Annotated in this window: 9 protein-coding genes; 8 read left to right on the forward strand and 1 reads right to left on the reverse strand. The window is 58.8% G+C overall.

Going from position 1 to position 18,117, the window contains the following annotated elements:
- Position 1: 1 nt before the first annotated feature.
- A complete protein-coding gene (locus ACM62G_RS20745; RefSeq protein WP_419735438.1) occupies positions 2 to 4,996 on the reverse strand; it encodes an RHS repeat-associated core domain-containing protein in 4,995 nt (1,664 codons plus the stop codon).
- Positions 4,997 to 5,247: 251 nt separating this feature from the next.
- Between ACM62G_RS20745 and ACM62G_RS20750 the strand changes: the two genes are divergently transcribed.
- The 8 genes from ACM62G_RS20750 (at position 5,248) to ACM62G_RS20785 (ending at position 18,107) form a co-directional block, all read left to right on the forward strand.
- Complete coding sequence (locus tag ACM62G_RS20750; protein WP_419735439.1) at positions 5,248 to 7,677, forward strand: hypothetical protein; 2,430 nt, start codon at positions 5,248 to 5,250, stop codon at positions 7,675 to 7,677.
- 178 nt (positions 7,678 to 7,855) lie between these two features.
- Positions 7,856 to 9,688, forward strand: a complete 1,833-nt coding sequence (locus ACM62G_RS20755) for a hypothetical protein (protein WP_273826317.1) — start codon at positions 7,856 to 7,858, stop codon at positions 9,686 to 9,688.
- 107 nt (positions 9,689 to 9,795) lie between these two features.
- Positions 9,796 to 12,228: a hypothetical protein gene (locus tag ACM62G_RS20760; protein WP_273826318.1), complete on the forward strand. Its 2,433-nt coding sequence runs from the start codon at positions 9,796 to 9,798 to the stop codon at positions 12,226 to 12,228.
- A 69-nt stretch (positions 12,229 to 12,297) separates the two neighbouring features.
- Entirely contained in the window at positions 12,298 to 14,595 is a 2,298-nt protein-coding gene (locus ACM62G_RS20765) for a hypothetical protein (protein ID WP_419735440.1), read from the forward strand.
- A 59-nt stretch (positions 14,596 to 14,654) separates the two neighbouring features.
- Entirely contained in the window at positions 14,655 to 15,410 is a 756-nt protein-coding gene (locus ACM62G_RS20770; RefSeq protein ID WP_419735441.1) for a hypothetical protein, read from the forward strand.
- 62 nt (positions 15,411 to 15,472) lie between these two features.
- Positions 15,473 to 17,047: a hypothetical protein gene (locus ACM62G_RS20775; protein ID WP_419735442.1), complete on the forward strand. Its 1,575-nt coding sequence runs from the start codon at positions 15,473 to 15,475 to the stop codon at positions 17,045 to 17,047.
- Entirely contained in the window at positions 17,047 to 17,550 is a 504-nt protein-coding gene (locus ACM62G_RS20780) for a hypothetical protein (protein ID WP_419735443.1), read from the forward strand. Before ACM62G_RS20775 ends, ACM62G_RS20780 begins: the two co-directional genes overlap by 1 nt.
- A gap of 59 nt (positions 17,551 to 17,609) precedes the next feature.
- Positions 17,610 to 18,107, forward strand: coding sequence for a hypothetical protein (locus tag ACM62G_RS20785; protein WP_419735444.1), 498 nt, complete (start codon positions 17,610 to 17,612; stop codon positions 18,105 to 18,107).
- Positions 18,108 to 18,117: the final 10 nt, after the last annotated feature.

Genomic DNA, 18,117 nt, shown 5'->3' on the forward strand with positions numbered 1-18,117 from the left:
ACTATGTCTCTACCCTGATTCTTTTACCGTATCTATTTTTTACATACTCAACCGCATTTTTTATCCCCTGTTGATTCGGATCAGATTTTGCTTTCTTTATTCTACGAAGTACATGTTGCAACTCCTTAAATGACGAGTCTTCTATTGATGTTTGTCCTGTTTTGGCGCCGTTGGTTGTTGCGTTTATAGCGTTGTTTGACGTTTCTCCTCCTGAAAAAAAGGAAGGAGATTCCAGCGGATTAGCATTGGAACCCGGGTCAATAGCAGAAGGCGCTGCTCTGGGGGAGGGGGGGGACTTGATTGGCTTGGGTGGAGGAACGGGGCGCGTCTTAGCCAGCGCCACAGGAGCTTGGGATGGACCAGGGACGGCGTTGTCTGCTGCTGAGATACCAATACTGGCTACACTTCCTCGTCCCACCTCGGCAGACCCCTTTGCCGCCGCTTGCCCTGCGGTTTTCCCCAACCTGCTTGCCACGCCTTGGCCAATGCCGGTAACAAACGCGGCAATGCCCAGCCCCATGGCGATATGGCTATAGGTTTCGTTCTCAGTGGCCACAGCCGCAAACTCGAAGCTCGTGGCAGCGAGGCCAAGCCCTACGCCCGTTAGTGTGATCGCCGCCGCAACCGGTGTGGCGGCTCCCAGGGTGGCAACCGCAAATACCGACGCGGCCACTGTGATGACCGCACCTATGATCGCCCAGGTCCAGTTCTTTTTCCGCCTAACTGGCAGCCATAATTCCGGGGTCACGTCTTCGTCCGGTTTGCGCGTGCGACCCATGGATGCGACGTGGCCAGTGGGGTCGGTCATCAGGATCGGGTTGCCCAGGCAGTAGCAGTAGGGATTCAGCCCGCCTTCGCCGAACGGGCTCAAATTGTCGCGGCTATGAAAGCGCATCAGTTGCGGATTATAGGCCCGGTATCCGCGCCCCAGCAGGTACCAGCCGCTGGCGGTCTCGCGCAGCTCGCCATTGAACGCCTTGAGGCTGAGCAGCAGTTCGTCGCTGCTGTGTTCGCCATAGGCGCTGTACACTGCCGTGCGCAACTGGCCGCCCTGGCCTTCGCCGAGTATGCTGCCATTGCTGTCACTGAGCAGCAGCAGGGTCTGGTCTGGATCGTCCGGTTGTTGCTGGCCCAGATTCTCAAGAAAGTGGGTTTGCCGGTCACCCTGCACCAGATGGCTCAGTTGCTCGCCCTGGTAGAAACGCAGGATTTCTTCCTGATTAGCCTGCCGGGACGCCAGCAGTTGGTCGTGGCCGTCATAGCGGTACTGGCTCACGGGCTGCTGATTGGCGGCGCGTACCTCGAGCAGGCGGCTCTGGCTGTCGTAATGCAGCCGTTGCCCCTTCAGATCGTTGAGCAGGTTGCCATTGGCGTCGTACTCGAAGTCCTGCCGTTGCACCGACTGGCCATCGAGGCTACGGCTGATACTGCTGAGTTGGAAGGGGTCGCCGCTGGTGTAGTGGTATTCGCACGTCTCGTTCGAACCATCGGCGAACTCGCTGAGCCGCAGGGTAATGTTGTCCAGCGAGTCGAATACATAGACCTGCTCGCGGATGGCGCGACCGTTCTCGTCCTTGGGCAAGGTCAGGCCGGAGCAACTGTGCACTTCCAGCCGACCGCGCCGGTCGTAGACAAAGGTTTCCTCAAGTAGGCTGGTTAGATTGCCCTGGCCGTCATCGAGTTGCAGGTGGCGGCTTTTGAGTTGCCCGTCGATATCCCAGTGCTGATCGATCCGGCGCGTGGTGTGCTTGTCCAACTGCTGGGTGCGCAGGATCTCGCGGTTCTGCTCGTCATAGCCCAGGGTCGTCACCAGCTTGCTGCCGGCAGTGGTATCGGTGGTAGTGCTGCTCTCGAGCCGACCCAGGCGGTCGTAGTGGAAGCTGACCTGCAAGCTACCCTGGACGATAAGTTTCAGGCGCCCGTCGTCGTAATAATGGTATTCGCTGACGAACTCGCGGGTGCCGTCGCGGTCGGTGCGGCGGATCAGTGAGCCATTGAGCGAGCTGACATGTTCGGTTTCCCAGGTTTTGCCCTGGGGGGCGGTCCAGCTTTCGTAACGCAACTGGTTATCCGGGGTGTAGCGGTAGGTCCATTTGCCTTGCGGGTTCTGCGCTGTGGTCAGCAGGGCGCTGAGGGGGTCGTGGGTGTAGGTGGCCAATTCCTCCGGGGACTCGCGCTGTTCGGGTTCGTCGCTCAGTTGCAGGTTGTATTCATAGGTGATCGACTCGCCCGCGGCGGTGATGCGTTCATAAGGCTGCAGCCGTTCGCCCTCGTAGTGCAAGTGTTCCCGGTAGGGCCCGACCTGGGTCTGGGTCAGGCGGGCCAGGCCATCGAAATGCTGGGTGCCGATTTCGGTTTCCTGGCTTCCCTGCCACACGCTGAGCCGGGTCGGCAGATCCGCCGCGCTCTGCGGCGCGTAGGTGCGTTGGACCTTGGTGTTGTCCGGCAGGGTGGTGTTGAGCATGCGCATCCAAGGGTCGTAGCTGAAGCGGGTGACTCGTTTCTTTTCATCGGTCTGCCGGGTGCAGTTGCCCTGTCCGTCATAGCGGAAACTGCGGCTGGAAAGCGTTCCACCCTGGGCATCCTGGCCGTGCACCTCCACCGGTTTGTCGAACAGGTTCAACCAGGTTTCGCTCCTGCCGCTGATTAACGGCCGGGCTCCGGCGCTCTGCTGCCAGGTGGTCTGGATCGGCCCATGGGGCCATTTCAGCGGGTCGCCGATGGGGTTGAAGTCGGTGTGTTGCTCCACTCCGGCTGAGTCGATAATTACGGCTTGCCGGCCCCAGTTGTCATATTCGTAGCGGGTGACATAGGTCTTTGCGCTACCTTCGAAATAGTCCAGTACTGTCTCCTCGACCAGGTTGCCCAAACCGTCGAAGCGTGCGCCGTAGACCTTCTCGGTCCGCCCCGGGTTGTCCTCGTGGACTTTGTCCCTCTCTTCAAAAAACGCCCGGCCCAGGCCGTCGAACACGGTTCTGGTTGTGATTTCGCGGGAGCTGACGATGGTCTGGCTGCCGAACTTGCCCAGCCCGCCGGACAGGCTGTACGAGTACCGGCGCGACGCCTCGAAGGCCGTGCCCGGTGCGGTGGTTTCTCGGGTGAGCCGGCCGAGGTTGTCGTACTCGTAGCGGATCCGGGTTTCATTCGCCTGTTCCAGCAGCAGCCAGCCGGTGAGCAGCGCATGTTGCTGCAGCGTGGTGCTGCTGGCCTTGTCGAAATTGGTGGTCAGGGTTTGCGTGATCTGCCTGGTCGGCTCGCTCCCGCCGTCGCTCACCACTTCATAGTCGAAGCGGGTAAGGGTGGTCATGCTGTTGAGGGTCACCGCCCGTTGTCGCAATTGGCCGTGCAGAAAGTGATCGGTGGGCGCATCGTGGTATTCCACGCGGGTTTGTTGCAGGGTTTCTTCCCGTTCCTGGACCGTACCCGGATTGAACACCTGTACCAGGGTCTCGCTTTCCAGCACCGCGACGGCCGGTTGCGGGCTGCCGTCCAGCGGTTGCTGGTCGATATAGCGGTATAGGGTTCTGAGGGTGGGCGCGGCGTCGTAGTCGGCGGACACCGCCGGGCTGAGGGTGCTGCTGCGCAGTTTGCGGACGAACCCGTAAGGATCTTTCGGGCAGTCGGCCTCGTCGCCGTCGGCGCGGAAGTAGGTGCTGGTCCTGACTTGGCCGTTGGCCTGGACATATTGCAGTTCATTGCCTGAGCTGTCGTAGGTGAAGCTTTCGGTTTCCTCGCGATGGCGCGTGACATCGTTCTTCAGGCGCCAGCGGGTGATGACTTTCATAGGCAACTGGTAGGTCGTCGGCTGGGCCACGATCGAGCCGCCGACCAGGTTGTAGTCGGTCTGGGTCTCCTGGATCGTCTCATCCTGCTCGATGCGTTCCAGGATGAGCGAATGAAACCGGTTGAACTGGCGCAGGGTGCTGCGCACGGGCCTTCCACCCAGATAGTGGGTCTGTATGGTTTCATAGATGTAGTCGGCCATTTGATAGATCAGCGGATCGTGGTAAGTGCCGCTCCAACTGATGGGCAGGGTATTGCCCAGGAAGTTCTTCCCGTCCGGTGAATAGCTGTAGTGCACTTCCAGTTTGTCGGGGTTCTGTGGATCGCCGTCCGGATACTGCTCGTGCCGGGTGACTCTGGGCAGTTTGCGCGTGGCGCTGTTGGGGAATGCGTGGTCTTCGCTGTAGGTGATGCTCTCGCTGCCACCCAGCGGGTTCTGTACGGCGACGATGACCAGGTATTCATGGCGGTAGTCGTAGTCAAAGCGCCAGGTGGCGGTTTGTCCCGTGCTATCGGCGGGCAGGGTGATGCTGCGCACGTGGTTCCCGGTGCCGATATCGAAACCCAGCACGTAGCGGGCCAGGGGTGCCCCACTGGGACCGCTGCCGGGGTGCAGGTCCAGCGTGAGGGTGCCGGTATCGCGCCGAATCTCGAGAATTGGCGCGCCGTGCTCGTCGCGGATCGACTCGAGTCTGGGGTGCTGGCTGTTGAACAGTGCATAGCTCAGCGTCAGCTTGTGCCCCAGCGGCGAGTGGATCTCCACCGGTACGGCGATGATTTCGTTGCGGCCATGTTCCTCCAGTATTTCTACCAGACCGTCCTTGTGCACCACCTTGTAGCGACGTTTGCCCAGCTCGGAGGGTGGGTAGTTGTAGAAGCGGAAGCTGTCGAGTTTCTTGGCCTGCATCAGCAGTTCGTCGTTGGCACCGTTGCCCGTGACGATATGCAACTCGCCGGTGTAGAGAGACAGCACTCGGCTCGTCGGTGCGAACTCCGACAACTGCAGGGTCCAGCCGGTGCCGTAGCCACGGTCTTCGCGATTGAGCGCGCTGAAGGCCAGGGACAGCGGAAAGGCCGGACCGCGCAATTGGTTCGATTGCAGTTCGGAAAGGTCGAGCGACACCCGGTATTGCCCGGTACGCGGGTCGACACCGTTCTGTATCGCTTGCATGAAATTCAGTGTCGACGAATGGAGAGAAGTGGAGCTGCTCATGGAAGTAAGCCTCTGTATTGATCGCGGACCAACACTCTTGATATCGCCGACGAGTACACTTCAGCCCGTTTTTAAGCCGTATGGAAGTTTCGTTGAGAACATGGGAACGATAATTGGCGAATCTTCGTTATCCACGGTAACAGATCGCTTGGCGGGACAAACCTAGCAGTTCTGCTAGTAGGCACCGGGCTGGGCCAGGCGTAGAAGTCACTTATTCAAGTGGGGTTCCCTATCATAACGGAGCTACGGTCATGGTGGCGTCGACTTATACAAAAGCTGAATTATTGGCTTGGTTGAAAGATGAAAAACGCATGCTCGGTTGGGATGCGATTATCGCGTTACAGCGCGATGCCACCAATACCCTGCTGCTGCAGCAATACATCGAGCACTTCGACCATGGCGCTTCCTACTGGTCGGGGATTGGCGGTTTCATCCCCACCAGCGGCAATAATGTCATGGAGGCCATCAGCAACTTCACCCTGGATGTGCCGCGTTTGTTCTTTGAAGACACCGGGCTCGACAACTCCCGGGCCAATCTCGAGATGGCGATTGTCGAAGGCAGTCAGTTGACGCTGCTTCGAGTCATCAACCACTGGGCGGTGGCCCGGATTTCCGAGTATTCCCCCAGCGAAGGCCCGCGCCTGTACCTGGACCTGCTGCTGGCCGATGTGCCGGGGCAGATCGACGGTGACCGGCGCATCCGTCTGGACCTTAAGCAAAGCAGCGATTTTCGCCTGACCTTCGCCAAGACCCAGCTGGAGCAGCTCGAGGGTGGCCGATTTTTCAAGCTGCTGTTCGAGCAACTGCCCGATGATCAACGTATCTGGGTCATGGGGGAGATCAAGGAGGGCACCAGCCCGATGATGCAGCCGGAATCCTTTGGTCTTCGTACACAACAGGGTGGGGCAGCGGGCGAGGGGGCGATCCTGGCCTTCGTGCGCATGAAGGGCCGGCACGAAGGTGGCTTTCCGGGTGCGAGCAGCGGTTTTCGCTACCTGATTCCGAAGGACGCAGGCAAGGACTATTCCGCCACGGTATTGCTCAGCCGGGGGCGGGTGATCATGGCGCAGTTGCTCAAATCGTTCGGTGAATTGATGGGAGATGATGATTTTTCCTACGTCTTCGATCAGGACAATGAGCTGATTTTGGCCACCTCGACCGGAGGAAAGTTCGATATTCCGAATCAGCGATTTACAGAACGTTTCGAATTAGGTTTTCCTTCCGGGATAGCCTGGATAAATATTATTTTTGGGTTCGACAGTTTTTCGATACCCTTGGCTAATGCGTTGGTGTTGGAAGTCAAAGGGCAGGAAGTGACGGCCCGGCTGCGTGCTCGTGGTCAGATACCTATCAAGTTTTACCGTGTGGAAGACAGTGATCCACCGATGTATGTCGAATATTTTTCCGGGGATTTCTCTCAGCACTACAACCTGTCCATTCTTGCGAATTATGAGTTGGTAGACAGCAGTGGTGGCGGAGAGATCAGGCTGAAGTCATTCAAGTATGAGGCCTTTACCGATGAGTCAGGTTCGCCCAGCGAATGGGCACCCTCTTCAAAGGTCAGTCGTGGAGGCTTGGAACCAGAGGAGCTGGCGTATTTCATACAGTATGTAGAAAGTCAGAGTGCCGCGATCACGGCTGCAGCCACGAAAAGAATTATAGACGGTCCCGAGTTTGAAAATGCAATCAAGGAAGCATTCGAGCGCCATTTTCCCTCAACGCTTTCGGTAAGAGAGTTCGTCGAAGAAAACATTGAACTGCATTTTGGCAATGCCATTGTCGGCAACGAGGTTCATTCTCCTGGCGATGTCGGTTTCTTCGGCCGGGTCAGCCCGCAACAAACCCATTTTGAAATCACCACGCCAGAGCCGCTGCTGGCGGCGGGGGCTTCCCATGCATTCCAGACCCAACCGGCCGTCAGCGGCCTGCGCTGGACGGTGCAGGACCTGCGCCGTAGCACACGCAACTCGGGCAGCATCGACCCTTCCACCGGCCTGTACCAGGCCCCGCAAGCCGGGCAGATCGATGGCCGCTTCACCCGGGTGCGGGTCACCGCGACCGACCCGGCGACGAACTTTCGCAGCGCGGCCCTGGTGACGGTGGTGGCCAACCCCCTGACGATCAATCCGCTGATCAGCGTTTGCGATCCCAATGAACGGGTCGACCTGGGTCTGGGGGTTCTGGGGCAGGGCCGCGTCGAGGTAACGGTCAGGCGTCCGGGGCCTGGCAGCGGCACGATCGAGCAGCAAGATGGCCAGTACACCTATGTCGCTGGGGATCGAGTGCAAAGGGAAACCTATGTACTGGACGAAGTCGTGGCGACCTGCGAGGGGCAATCACGATCGGCCTGCATGCTGGTCAAGCAGCAGAATCCGGCCCTCACCGTATCGCCAGTGACCGATGCAGGCCAACTGTCGGCGGGGCAGATACAACTCAAGACCGAGTTCAATGGCCTGGATATCACCAAGGATGTGGAATGGCTCATCGCGTTCGACGGGCCAGGGCAGATGGATGCGGATGCCCCAGGCCTCTATCACGCGCAGCCGAGCGCCGATGCGCGGTTCGTCTGCATCATCGCGCAATACGACATGGCGGGCTTCGGCACTTTCAAAGGCCACGTCATCCTGCCGTTACCACTGATCGAGTTTCCCAGTGAGTTGCAGATGCTGAGTGAGCCATGACGCCAGCCCTCCAGGGTTGCACGGTGACGCTAGCCGACCGCCCGTCTCTTGCAACCTAGCAGTTCTGCTAGTAGGCAGCCTGTTACGACCAGCGTACAAAAGACTCATCCGCGACACGTCGAAGTCTCTGTGTCGGCGACCCGAGCAATGACGGGAGTCAAACCGGAGACGCCATTCCATGAGTACCAAGATCACCCCACCTGTCCCTCTCGTTCCGCTGCTGAGCCGTGACAATGCCCTGGATCTCGACAGCCTGGGCAGCGATGATCTGATGACCTACATCCAGTACCCCGGCATAGCCAAAGGCCATCTGATCGCTCCGCAATGGCGGGGCCGTGCCAGGAACGGCCAGGCGATCGATGAAACGGCCAATCAGGATGTGGACGATCGCCTGGAGTACGACGATAACGGCGACCCCTGGATGCCGATCCCCATCGTCAACAGCAAGGTCGTGGCGCTGGACCAGGGCGAGGTGTTCTATTCCTATCGCTACTCCGAGGATGGCGGCAACACCTTTACCGATGAGTCGTTGCGGCTGTTTTTTTATGTCGGCAAACGGCCCTGGATGTCCCGCCTCCTGCTGCCGGTCGCTCACCTGAAAGAGTCCCATGATCGCTGCGTGGACGTGAACAGCGACCCGGTACTCGATGGCGCCACCCTCACGACGGTGCCCTACCAGGCCATGGCGGAGGGCGATGAGCTGGCGTTCGTGTGGGCAGGCTACCGGCCCGGCTCCCCCGCTCCGATTGTGGAAACGTACTACAAAACCGTCAGTGCCGAGGAAGTGGGGCATCCACTGGAGTGGCACCTGCCCTATGCCCGGTTGCAGATCATCAAGAACGGTTATGCGTTGATGAGCTACAGCGTGACCTATGCCGATCCGGTGGATCCGGCTGCGCCACAAACATACTCCGCCGAACAGCGGATCGCCGGTGTGCCTCCCAGCGAGCCGCTGCTCCCCCTGTTGTCGGTGGTTGGTCATGCCGGCGGGCAGATCGACCCTTCGCTTTACCCATTCGGCGTACCGCTGCGCATCCCACCTTATGCCGACCCGCAGGTCGGCGACACGGTGGTGGTGTATGCCGATGGGGAGAACTCCTCGATCCAGCTTTCGATGCAGTTGGATATTACCAACGTCGAGAGCGCCATCCTTGAACTGCGCCTGGATGCCCGCTGGTTGCAGGCACATTATGGCGAAGAGGTCAGCTTGAGCTACCAGTACGCAAGGGCCGGCGCTTCACTCAGCTCTGAAGCCCTGGTCCTGAGGGTACGCAGGCAACTACGGTTGTTGGCGCCGGTCGTCGAGAAAGCCGTGCCCTACGATGACGATGGCACCGGCATACCCAAGGGTTGGATCACCGCGTCCGATGCTCAATTGGGGGTAGTTATCCGGATACCGGAAGAGGGTGAGGTCGTCCCCGCTGACGAGCGCTGGGTGGTATGGAGCGGTCATGACGGAGACCATCGGGTGGATAACCCCGTTGGTGGGTCCGATTGGCGGTACAAGATCGTTTCCGAAGTCATTCCGGCGGATCTGGGCAAGTGGGTGAAGATCCGTTATGCGGTCATACCCGTCGGTGAACGCGACACTCATTGGTCGCCGGACTTCGAACTGTATATCAAGGATTTCGAGGGTGGCTGGCCGTCGCTTCAGGCCGAAAGCCCGAAAGTCAGCGATGGGCAAAATGGTATCAGGCTGAGCCAGGTGGGCCAGTTCATGGTCTTCAAGGTGTCCTACTGGCGGTTCATGGACGAAGGGCAATTGCTCAAGGCGCAAATCTCGGGGATTCGTGACAGCGATGGTGAAACTGTTTCCCGAACGATGCGAGATGAGAGCGAACCGGTGACCGAGGACGAGTTCTACGACGGCCAGGTTCTGGTAAAGGTTTCTGGTGACTTTATCCAGCAATTGAGAATCGGTGAGCAGTTTGATGTCACCTTCGAAGTCAGCTTCGATAAAGGTAATTCCTACAAGTCTTTTGGTGTAAAAGCATTCAAGTTGCTGGAGTGATGCTCCGTACTTTCAAGGTGTTTGCCGGTTTTTAACGAGCAGGGCTTTTCTGTGAATTGACGGTGCTTGGGATAAGTGTCTGCTGTTTTTGAACGGTATCAGGGGTCATGATCATGACAACTACGACATATACAAAAGCTGAACTGCTGGCTTGGCTGGAAGATGAGAAACGCATGCTCGGTTGGGACGCGATTATCGCCTTGCAGCGCGATGCCACCAATACCCTGCTGCTGCAGCAATATATCGAGAGATTCGACCAGAACTCCTACTTGTCGGGAATTGGCGGACTCGTACCCACCAGTGGCAATAATTTCATGGAGGCCATCAGCAACTTCACCTTGGATGTGCCGCGTTTGTTCTATGAGGATACGGATCTCAACGATTCCCGGGCCAACCTTGAGATGGCGATTGTCGAAGGCAGTCAGCTGTCGTTGCTTTGGGACATCAACCACTGGACGGTGACCCGGATCCAGGAGTACTCCCCCAGCCAAGGCCCCCGCCTGTACCTGAAGCTGCTGCTGGTCGATGTGCCGGGACAGATCGACGGTGACCGGCGCATCCGCCTGGACCTGAAGAAAAGCAGCGACTTTCGCCTGACTTTCGCCGAGAACCCACTGGAACAGAGCGAGGGAGGAAAGTTTTTCAAGGAGCTGTTCGAGCGACTGGACGATGATCAGCGGGTATGGGTCATAGGGGAGATCAAGGAGGGAGCGAACCCGCTGATGCAGCCACAATCCTTTGGCCTTCGTACCCAGCGAGGTGGGGCGCAGGGAGAGGGAGCGATCCTGGCCTTCGTGCGTATGCGGGGCCGTCACGAGGGTGGTTTCCCGGGTCCGAACAGCGGCTTTCGCTACCTGATTCCGAAAGATGCGGACAAGGACTATTCCGCCACGGTATTGCTCAACCGCGGACGGGTGATCATGGCGCAGTTGCTCAAGTCGTTTGGAGAATTGACGGGTGATAGTAATTTTACCTATGTCTACGATCAGGACAATGAGTTGATTTCGGCGACATCGACTGGAGGAAAACTTGATGTTCCGGGTCAACGAATGACAGAGCGTTTTGAGTATGATTTTTTTAATAAGAAAGCCTGGGCGGAGGTTGAATTTGGCTTCGATGATTTTTCCATACCATTAGCCAATGCTTTGGTGTTGGAAGTAAAAGAACAGGAAGTGACAGTCCGGCTGCGTGCTCGCGGTCTGATGCCTGTCAAGTACTATGATATAGGGCTGGGTGAGCCAAAACTTTTGCCTGGGGATCTGGAAGGGTATGAGTTAATCAGGTATTACAATATATCCGTCCTGGCGAATTATGAATTGGTAGATAGTCCTGATGGTGGAGAAATCAGGCTGAAGGCATTTAATTACGGTGCCGATCTTGATGAGCCGGGTCCGTCAAGCGAATGGCTACCCCCTTCTGCGGAAGGTCGTGGATTTTTGACACCGGAGGAGTGGGTTATTTTCCTGCTCTATATAATGGGGATGGTGGTTAGAGTAACGGCTGAGGCCCTGGCGAGAATTATCATGAGTCCCCAGTTCCAAGATGTTATTGGAGCTGCCTTCAGGCGCAATCTTCCTTCAAAGCTTTCGGTGAGGGAGTTCGTCGAAGAAAACATTGAACTGCATTTTGGCAATGCCATTGTCGGCAACGAGGTTCATTCTCCCGGCGATGTCGGTTTCTTCGGCCGGATCAGCCCGCAACAAACCCATTTTGCAATCACCACGCCAGAACCGCTGTTGGCGGCGGGGGCCTCGCACAGGTTCCAGACCCAACCGGTCATGAGCGGCTTGCAATGGACGGTGCAGGACCTGCGCCGCAGCACGCGCAACCCCGGCAGCATCGACCCTGCCACTGGCGTGTACCAGGCCCCGCAAGCCGGGCAGATCGAGGGCCGTTTCACCCGGGTACGGGTCACCGCGACCGATCCCACGACGAGCTTCTACAGCTCGGCACTGGTAACGGTGGTGGCCAATCCACTGACGATCAACCCGCTGATCACCGTTTGCAGTATCAATGAGAAAGTCGAGCTGGGCGTGGGGGTACTGGGGCAGGGTAGCGTCGAGGTGACGGTCAAGAGTCCGGGGCCCGGCAGCGGCACGATCGAGCTGCAAGGTGGCATCTACACCTATGTTGCCGGGGCAGGAGTGGGGACGGATACCTATGTGTTGGACGAAGTCGTGGCGACCTGCGACGGGCAATCACAGTCGGTCTATATGCTGGTCAAGCGGCAAAATCCACTGATCACCCTATCGCCGGATCCCGATGCAGGCCAACTTCCGCCTGGGCAGATACAACTCAAGGCCAAGGTTGCTGAAGATGTAACGGGCGTTGTGGAGTGGCTTATTGCATTCGAGGGTCCAGGTCATATGGATGCGGATATCCCGGGCCTCTATCACTCGGACCCGAATGCCGATGCGCGGTTCGTCTGCATCATCGCGCAATACGAGATACCGGGCTTCGGCACTTTCAAAGGCCACATCATCCTGCCGTTGCCGCTGATCGAGTTTCCCAATGCATTGCAGCAGTTGAGTCATCCGTAACGCGGTTCGACTTTTAAACGAACAGCTCTATTTCATCCACGCTGATCCGTTATCAGCAGGAGGTTGAACATGGCCGGTTTTTCGCTGGAGGAACTGTTGGGCTGGATGCAAGGTACCAGCCGCATCAATGACTGGGACCATTTGCTCGCTTTATCGGGGCGTGCCCTCAATACCGCATTGCGCGATCAGCACGCGACCCGCTTGAGCCTGGGTAACGCCTTGCGCGGCATCAGCGGTTCTTTTGAAATACCCGATACGCCGGGGGTGATGGTCCAGTACCACCTCAACGACTGTGCCCTGGATTACCCCGTACTGTCTTTTGCCCAGGCTTCGTACGTATCCAATAACCTGAGCGTCAGCCTGCAACTCAGCGGCGGCCAGAAAATCATCACCCACGACGGTGCTGTCCGTTCGCTGGGTACCTACAGCCTGCTCGATGGCCCACGGTTGGAGTGCGTCGTGCCGATCACCTTCCGCGCCGCCAGAGCCGGGCAGGAGGCACAGGTGGTGTGCGACCTGGCGCAGGAGGGGGCCGTTTTCCAATTCATGGACGCTGACACGCAGAATGAGCGGGATGCCGGCGGGCACTTTTTCAAGCAGCAACTGCAAGCGCTGAGCGAGCGCAGCAGCTATCCGCTGGTGGGTTTTGCCGACCAGGGCAACCCGTTCATGCACCTCGAACGGGTCGAGATCGGTAGCCAGTCGCCCGAGCCCGGTTCCGAAGAGGGGGCCCTGCTGCTGTATTCAACCATGGCCCATGGGCAAGCCGGCCACAAGCCGAGCAATGACTCGGGCTACAAATACCTGATCCCCAACGACCCCGGCCAGGACTACGAGTTCGCCGCCCAGTTTTCCGCCAGCCTGGTCAGCCGTGCCGGCTTCGCCGTGGCGCTGCTGGACACCTTCGGTGCCGACAATTTTGAATTCGTCCACCAGCGGGGCCGCGCCCGTCGCGCCCGGGCAACCGGCATCCGGGCCAAGGCCGGCGCGTTCAGCGTGCCCCCGGTGAACCAGTACAAGGATGACCGCTACGAGTACCGCAGCGAGGCCTTCGAACTCTCGGCGACGCAGGGCGCCGCGCCGCTGTCGGCCGATTTCGAGGAGACCCGGGTGGTGCAGCACTGGCAGACCCGTGGCAGGGTGAAGGTGGAATATCGGCTACAGAGCGACACTTCCTCCTGGACCACCTATACCGTTGAGTTTTCCTGGCGCCTGGAGCAGGTGTTCCAGTTGGTGAACGACGAATTTGGCGCGGGAGTGGAAGGCGAAGTGTTCGTGCCCCAGTCCCGCGAGCCAGACGTCGTGCCGATCGATTTGCCAGACAACGTGTCGGCGGATATGCGCCAGCGCATCGTGGCTTTTGTCGGCCATATCGTGAAGACGGCGCTGCTTGAACGCTACTCCGAGAAGCTGACGGCCGAGGTGGCACCGGATTTTCTCGAGCACACCGACGTGGCCGATATCCTGCCGCTGCAACCTTCGATGATCGCGATGCCACGAGATTATGTTGCGTTCGGCCCATTTGCCTCACCTTCGGGCTCGTTGCGGATCGTACCGGCCAACCCCTCCGTGCTGGCGGGCGGGCGCCTGGCGTTCTCCGTCGAACCACAGCGGTCGGTGGTGTACTCCCTGGATAACCTCGACGCCACCAACGCGGGGACGATCGATGCGCAGGGAAACTACCGCGCACCCCCACGCCATACCCTGGGAGCCCGGCCTTCGGTCCAGGTATTGCTGCGCGCCGAAGACCCCCAGAGCCGTGAGAGCTGCGTCACGATCATTACCGTGCTGCGCCAGGCGCTGGGGGTGCTCACCGATATCCAGGTGTGCAACCCGGGCGAGCAGGTCGAGTTGGCCGCGTACTCGCAGGGGGACGGGCCCTTGGAGTGGCAGATCGAGAACCCGGTCGAAGGTGAAAGCGGCACGCTTGATCTCGACGAGACTTCGCGGCACTGCACCTATACGGCGGCCGGGCCGGTGGCGGGGAAAACCTATGTGCTCGATGAAGTGAGCGTGACCGACCCGGCCAGCGGCGAGACGGCCTCCAGCCATGTGGTGGTGCTGCAGCGCACCTCGCTCCTGCACATCAGCGCCGATTTCGCTGGCTCGACGCCGGGCAGCGTGCAGTTGCAAGCCTCGCTCAATGGCGTGCCCGTCGAGCTCGGCGTGGAGTGGGGCATCGGCTTCGCCGGCCCCGGCACCATCGACTCACAGGGGCTGTACCGGGCGGACGCCGAGAGCACGGCGCACTTTGCCTTGATTACCGCGGTTTTCAATGCCCCGGTCATTGGCACGCTGGAAGGCTATTTCATCCTGCCACTGCCCCTGGCGAACGCGGCAAAGGTCCTTGGCCGCCTGCGTCGCTAACCAAGCGGCTGGCGGTTTTCATCAGGATGTGACGCATAAACTTGAGAGAGTACGCAATCATGGCCCGGTTAAACGAACTGCTGTCAATGATGCAAGGAAAGTTGATCACACGCGGGTGGGATGCGATTTTTTCCTGCAACCGCGTGCGGCTTAACCATTTACTGGAACAGCAATATATCACCCGTTACGAACAGTTCTGTTTCCTGCCGTATATCAGTGGTCAAACCCGCACGGGTGAACAGAACGACGAAGTTATCCAGGTGCAGTCCCTGCGGTTGGGGCCGCCCCGCCTGTCGTTCGAAAGCGCCACATCCAGGGACTCCACGGCCACGGTCACCATGGCCATCACCTCGGGCGAGATTCATACCTGGCATCGCGAGGCGGGTGCAGCGCTGCAATTGCGTTCCCGGTTCGATGTCACGCAGCAGCAGGGCTTTAGCGTGACCATGAGTGTCGACCTCAAGGTGGTGGTGGCCGAGGTCGACCACCAGGGCCGTATCACCATGGACCTGCGTGGGGCCACGCGATTTTCCTGCGACTTGCTGGGGGCGCCGGAGGCGGAGGCCCTGGGCGCGTTCTTCGAGCAGCGGTTCAATGAACTGGATCCCGGCCAGACGAGTTTCCAGTTGGGGCGCATCAACCTCAAAGGCTATCGCAAGCTGACGCCGGAACGCTTCCATCTGCGCACCCAGGCGGAGCCGGGGGCGCGAATCAAGGGCGCTCCCAATGAAGGCGATGGTGTGGTGCTGGCGCTGATCGAGGTACGGGGCGGCAAGGGGGGGGGCAGGAACTGGGCGAGGATTTTCCCATTCTGATCCCCAGCGATCTGGACAGCGGTCAACCCAGGTACACCGCCTCGCTGGTGGTGTCGCGGGAGGTGCTGTCCTATGCGGTGGGCGATGACCTGGAGGTGCCGGAAAGCCTGTTGTTCCCCGAGCAGAACTACTTCAAGGTGCTGTCGACCCACACGCCGCACGATTGGCTGGCGGTGGGCCAGATCAGCCCGACCACCGCCAGTGTGGTCGTGCAGCCCGCGTTCGCGGCCATCAAGGCCGGCCAGCAGCAGCGTTTCCAGTTGCTCGACTGGCAGGGCCAGCCGCTCACCGGGGTGACCTGGAGCGCGGTCAGCCTGCGCAGCCACTCCCTGGAGGGGCATGGTCGGATCGATGGCAGCGGTCTCTACACCGCCGTGTCACCGCAAAGGATCGGTTATCACAATCTGGAGGTGGTGGTGACGGCCTCCGTGGGCAACTACCACGCGTCGGCCCTGTTGCGAGTGGATTTCGAGTCCCTGGAAGTGGCTCCGGCGCTGCAGGTGCAGGATGTGGCGCAGCAGGCCGCTATCGACTTGAGCGTGGCGGCCAACGATGGCAAGACCGTCACCTGCAGCCTGCTTGCCCCCTTGCATGGCAGCCTGCAGAAAACTGATCAGGGGGCGCATTGGCGGTTCACCGCTAATGCTGAAGCCAGGGGCAAGTCGCTGTCCCTGCAGCGGGTGCTCTGCGAGACCGATGCGCCTGTCCAGTCGGTTGAGTCGCTGCTGGTCTTGAACAATGCGCAGTCCTTCCTGCACGTCGAGCCGGCCTTCATCCCGCACCTGGCGGGAGGCGCCAATGTGCAATTGCGCAGCGACGAGAGCGTGCTGCCCGATGTGCCCAGGCGCTGGAGGATTCTCAGCGGTGTCGGCAGTATCGACCAGCAGGGCCGCTACACGGCACCGGCGGGCGGCGTCAGCGAGGCCACGGTGCTGGCCTGTGAGGTGGTGCGAAATGGCGTGGTGCTGTTCCGGGACATCGCCCTGCTCGACAGGACGCAGGCGGAGCCGGAGCCGACCTGGAAGGAATTATCCCTGTTCAAGATCGAAATACCCGCCGGAGAGTTTGACGAGAGCCAGGGGCGGATGTTGCGCAACGGTTATCAACAGTTGCGCGTTCGCGTGACCACCAAAACCCAGGGCGTCCTTGTAGAAGGCGAGCTCAAGTATTTCAAACTGAGCTTGGCCGAGCGGGCGAGTATGCGCCTGGCCACCAATGTCGGGCGGAATTTCCTGGAGATTATCCCGCCCGACCAGGAGGGTATCGAGGATGTCCCTTCGGGGCTCGAATGGCAGGTGCGCAAGACGCCCAGCGAATATTTTGCTATCGCCGATCCTCGGAACCCGGCCCAGTCGAAGATCGCGGATGAGCCGCCTGTTACGTCAGGAGAGGACGATTCGTTGACCGAGCAGTACTTCTATCTGCTCAGCGTGGCGGCGAAGAACGAGAGCACCGCCCTCAGTGCCGGATTTCAGCAGGACCATGTCGATACCTGGCATTGGTCCGGAGAATCAGGGGGGGCGGTGTGGGAACAAAAATCACTGTGGTCGCAGTGGATCCCGGAGAGTTCGAGTACCGCTTTACCCGTGAGGACCGGCTATGGGGCGTGGGGGGTGGTGGCACTGTGGAAGACATGATGGACTTTGAACTCAACAGCGGTGATTTCTGGTTGTTGAAGTGCCTCGGGCAGGAGTTCATCACCCTGGAGTTCCTGCCACACCCGGGCGCTGCGAACGAGATCAATCAGTCGATGATACGTTGGGAAAGCGAACGGTCTCAGGAAACCATGTTCAGTTATACCCTAAGTTACTTCGAAAGCCTGATGCCACCCGATGAATATGTTGGGAAAGCTGGATTTGACGATGCTTTGCGTAAAATCCCTGTAATGGAGAATCGGCCCTTGAGGCTGGATATCGAAAGGCCCAGTTCTTATGAGGCATGGACTCTTGGTATCGTGCTGGGTCGGGCCGACAATGTTGGGTTTATTATGCCGAAAACTTTTCCTCGTCCGTTTCTGGATCGAGATTTGATCGTTGCCCTGCGGGACAGAAATGGTAATTTGCACCGGCGCCGGATATATTTTAAAGCTCGCGATGGAGTGGGTGCCCGCAATATGCTTGATCAGTCGAGATATGCTTGAGTAGTCGAGATTTGCAATCTAGTGGTGTCAATATCATTGAGTGCAAGAGGATTATAATCATGAATATGGCCAAGGCGGTTTCACTGGGATTCCTGCTTTGCTCGATCAGCTCGGCAGCAAGTTATATTCTGGCGCAGGGCGCCCGGAGTAGTGAGCCGGAGGGCACGATAGTCCTGTCTGAAAAGCACGATGGCAGTGGCGCCAATTGTTCGATTGCATTCAGGTCTGGGACTTACGAAATGTCGAGTCCGGCCTTAGATTGCAAACGGAATAAAATGAATTTTTTTCGATTGATTGGTGTTCCTTCGGCGGCACGTATTTTGTTTACTTATGATAATGAATGCTATACGAGTGGTGATTGGTTTTTTCTGGTTCGTACTTATATTGAGTCGGTCACTACTAAGATTATCTCGATTCCTGATGAAGTTGCCCTGGCCAAACCTGGCCAAATTATTTCCAAAGGAGTGCTAATGGTTAATGGTGCTAAAGCAAATCCTGATGTAGCCAATCAGTTGGGTTGTATTCGCATCGAAAAAAGCGATTTGGTAAAACCATAAGCTACGGAGC

It is taken from the genome of Pseudomonas sp. COR18 (assembly GCF_048568395.1).
Lineage (GTDB): Bacteria > Pseudomonadota > Gammaproteobacteria > Pseudomonadales > Pseudomonadaceae > Aquipseudomonas > Aquipseudomonas fuscovaginae_B.

Excerpts from the sequence above, each read along its gene's own strand:
- ACM62G_RS20785 (WP_419735444.1), top strand. The coding sequence starts at position 17,610 with ATGAATATGGCCAAGGCGGTTTCACTGGGATTCCTGCTTTGCTCGATC.
- ACM62G_RS20760 (WP_273826318.1), top strand. The coding sequence starts at position 9,796 with ATGATCATGACAACTACGACATATACAAAAGCTGAACTGCTGGCTTGG.
- ACM62G_RS20780 (WP_419735443.1), top strand. The coding sequence starts at position 17,047 with ATGGACTTTGAACTCAACAGCGGTGATTTCTGGTTGTTGAAGTGCCTC.
- ACM62G_RS20755 (WP_273826317.1), top strand. The coding sequence starts at position 7,856 with ATGAGTACCAAGATCACCCCACCTGTCCCTCTCGTTCCGCTGCTGAGC.
- ACM62G_RS20745 (WP_419735438.1), bottom strand. The coding sequence starts at position 4,996 with ATGAGCAGCTCCACTTCTCTCCATTCGTCGACACTGAATTTCATGCAA.
- ACM62G_RS20750 (WP_419735439.1), top strand. The coding sequence starts at position 5,248 with ATGGTGGCGTCGACTTATACAAAAGCTGAATTATTGGCTTGGTTGAAA.
- ACM62G_RS20765 (WP_419735440.1), top strand. The coding sequence starts at position 12,298 with ATGGCCGGTTTTTCGCTGGAGGAACTGTTGGGCTGGATGCAAGGTACC.
- ACM62G_RS20770 (WP_419735441.1), top strand. The coding sequence starts at position 14,655 with ATGGCCCGGTTAAACGAACTGCTGTCAATGATGCAAGGAAAGTTGATC.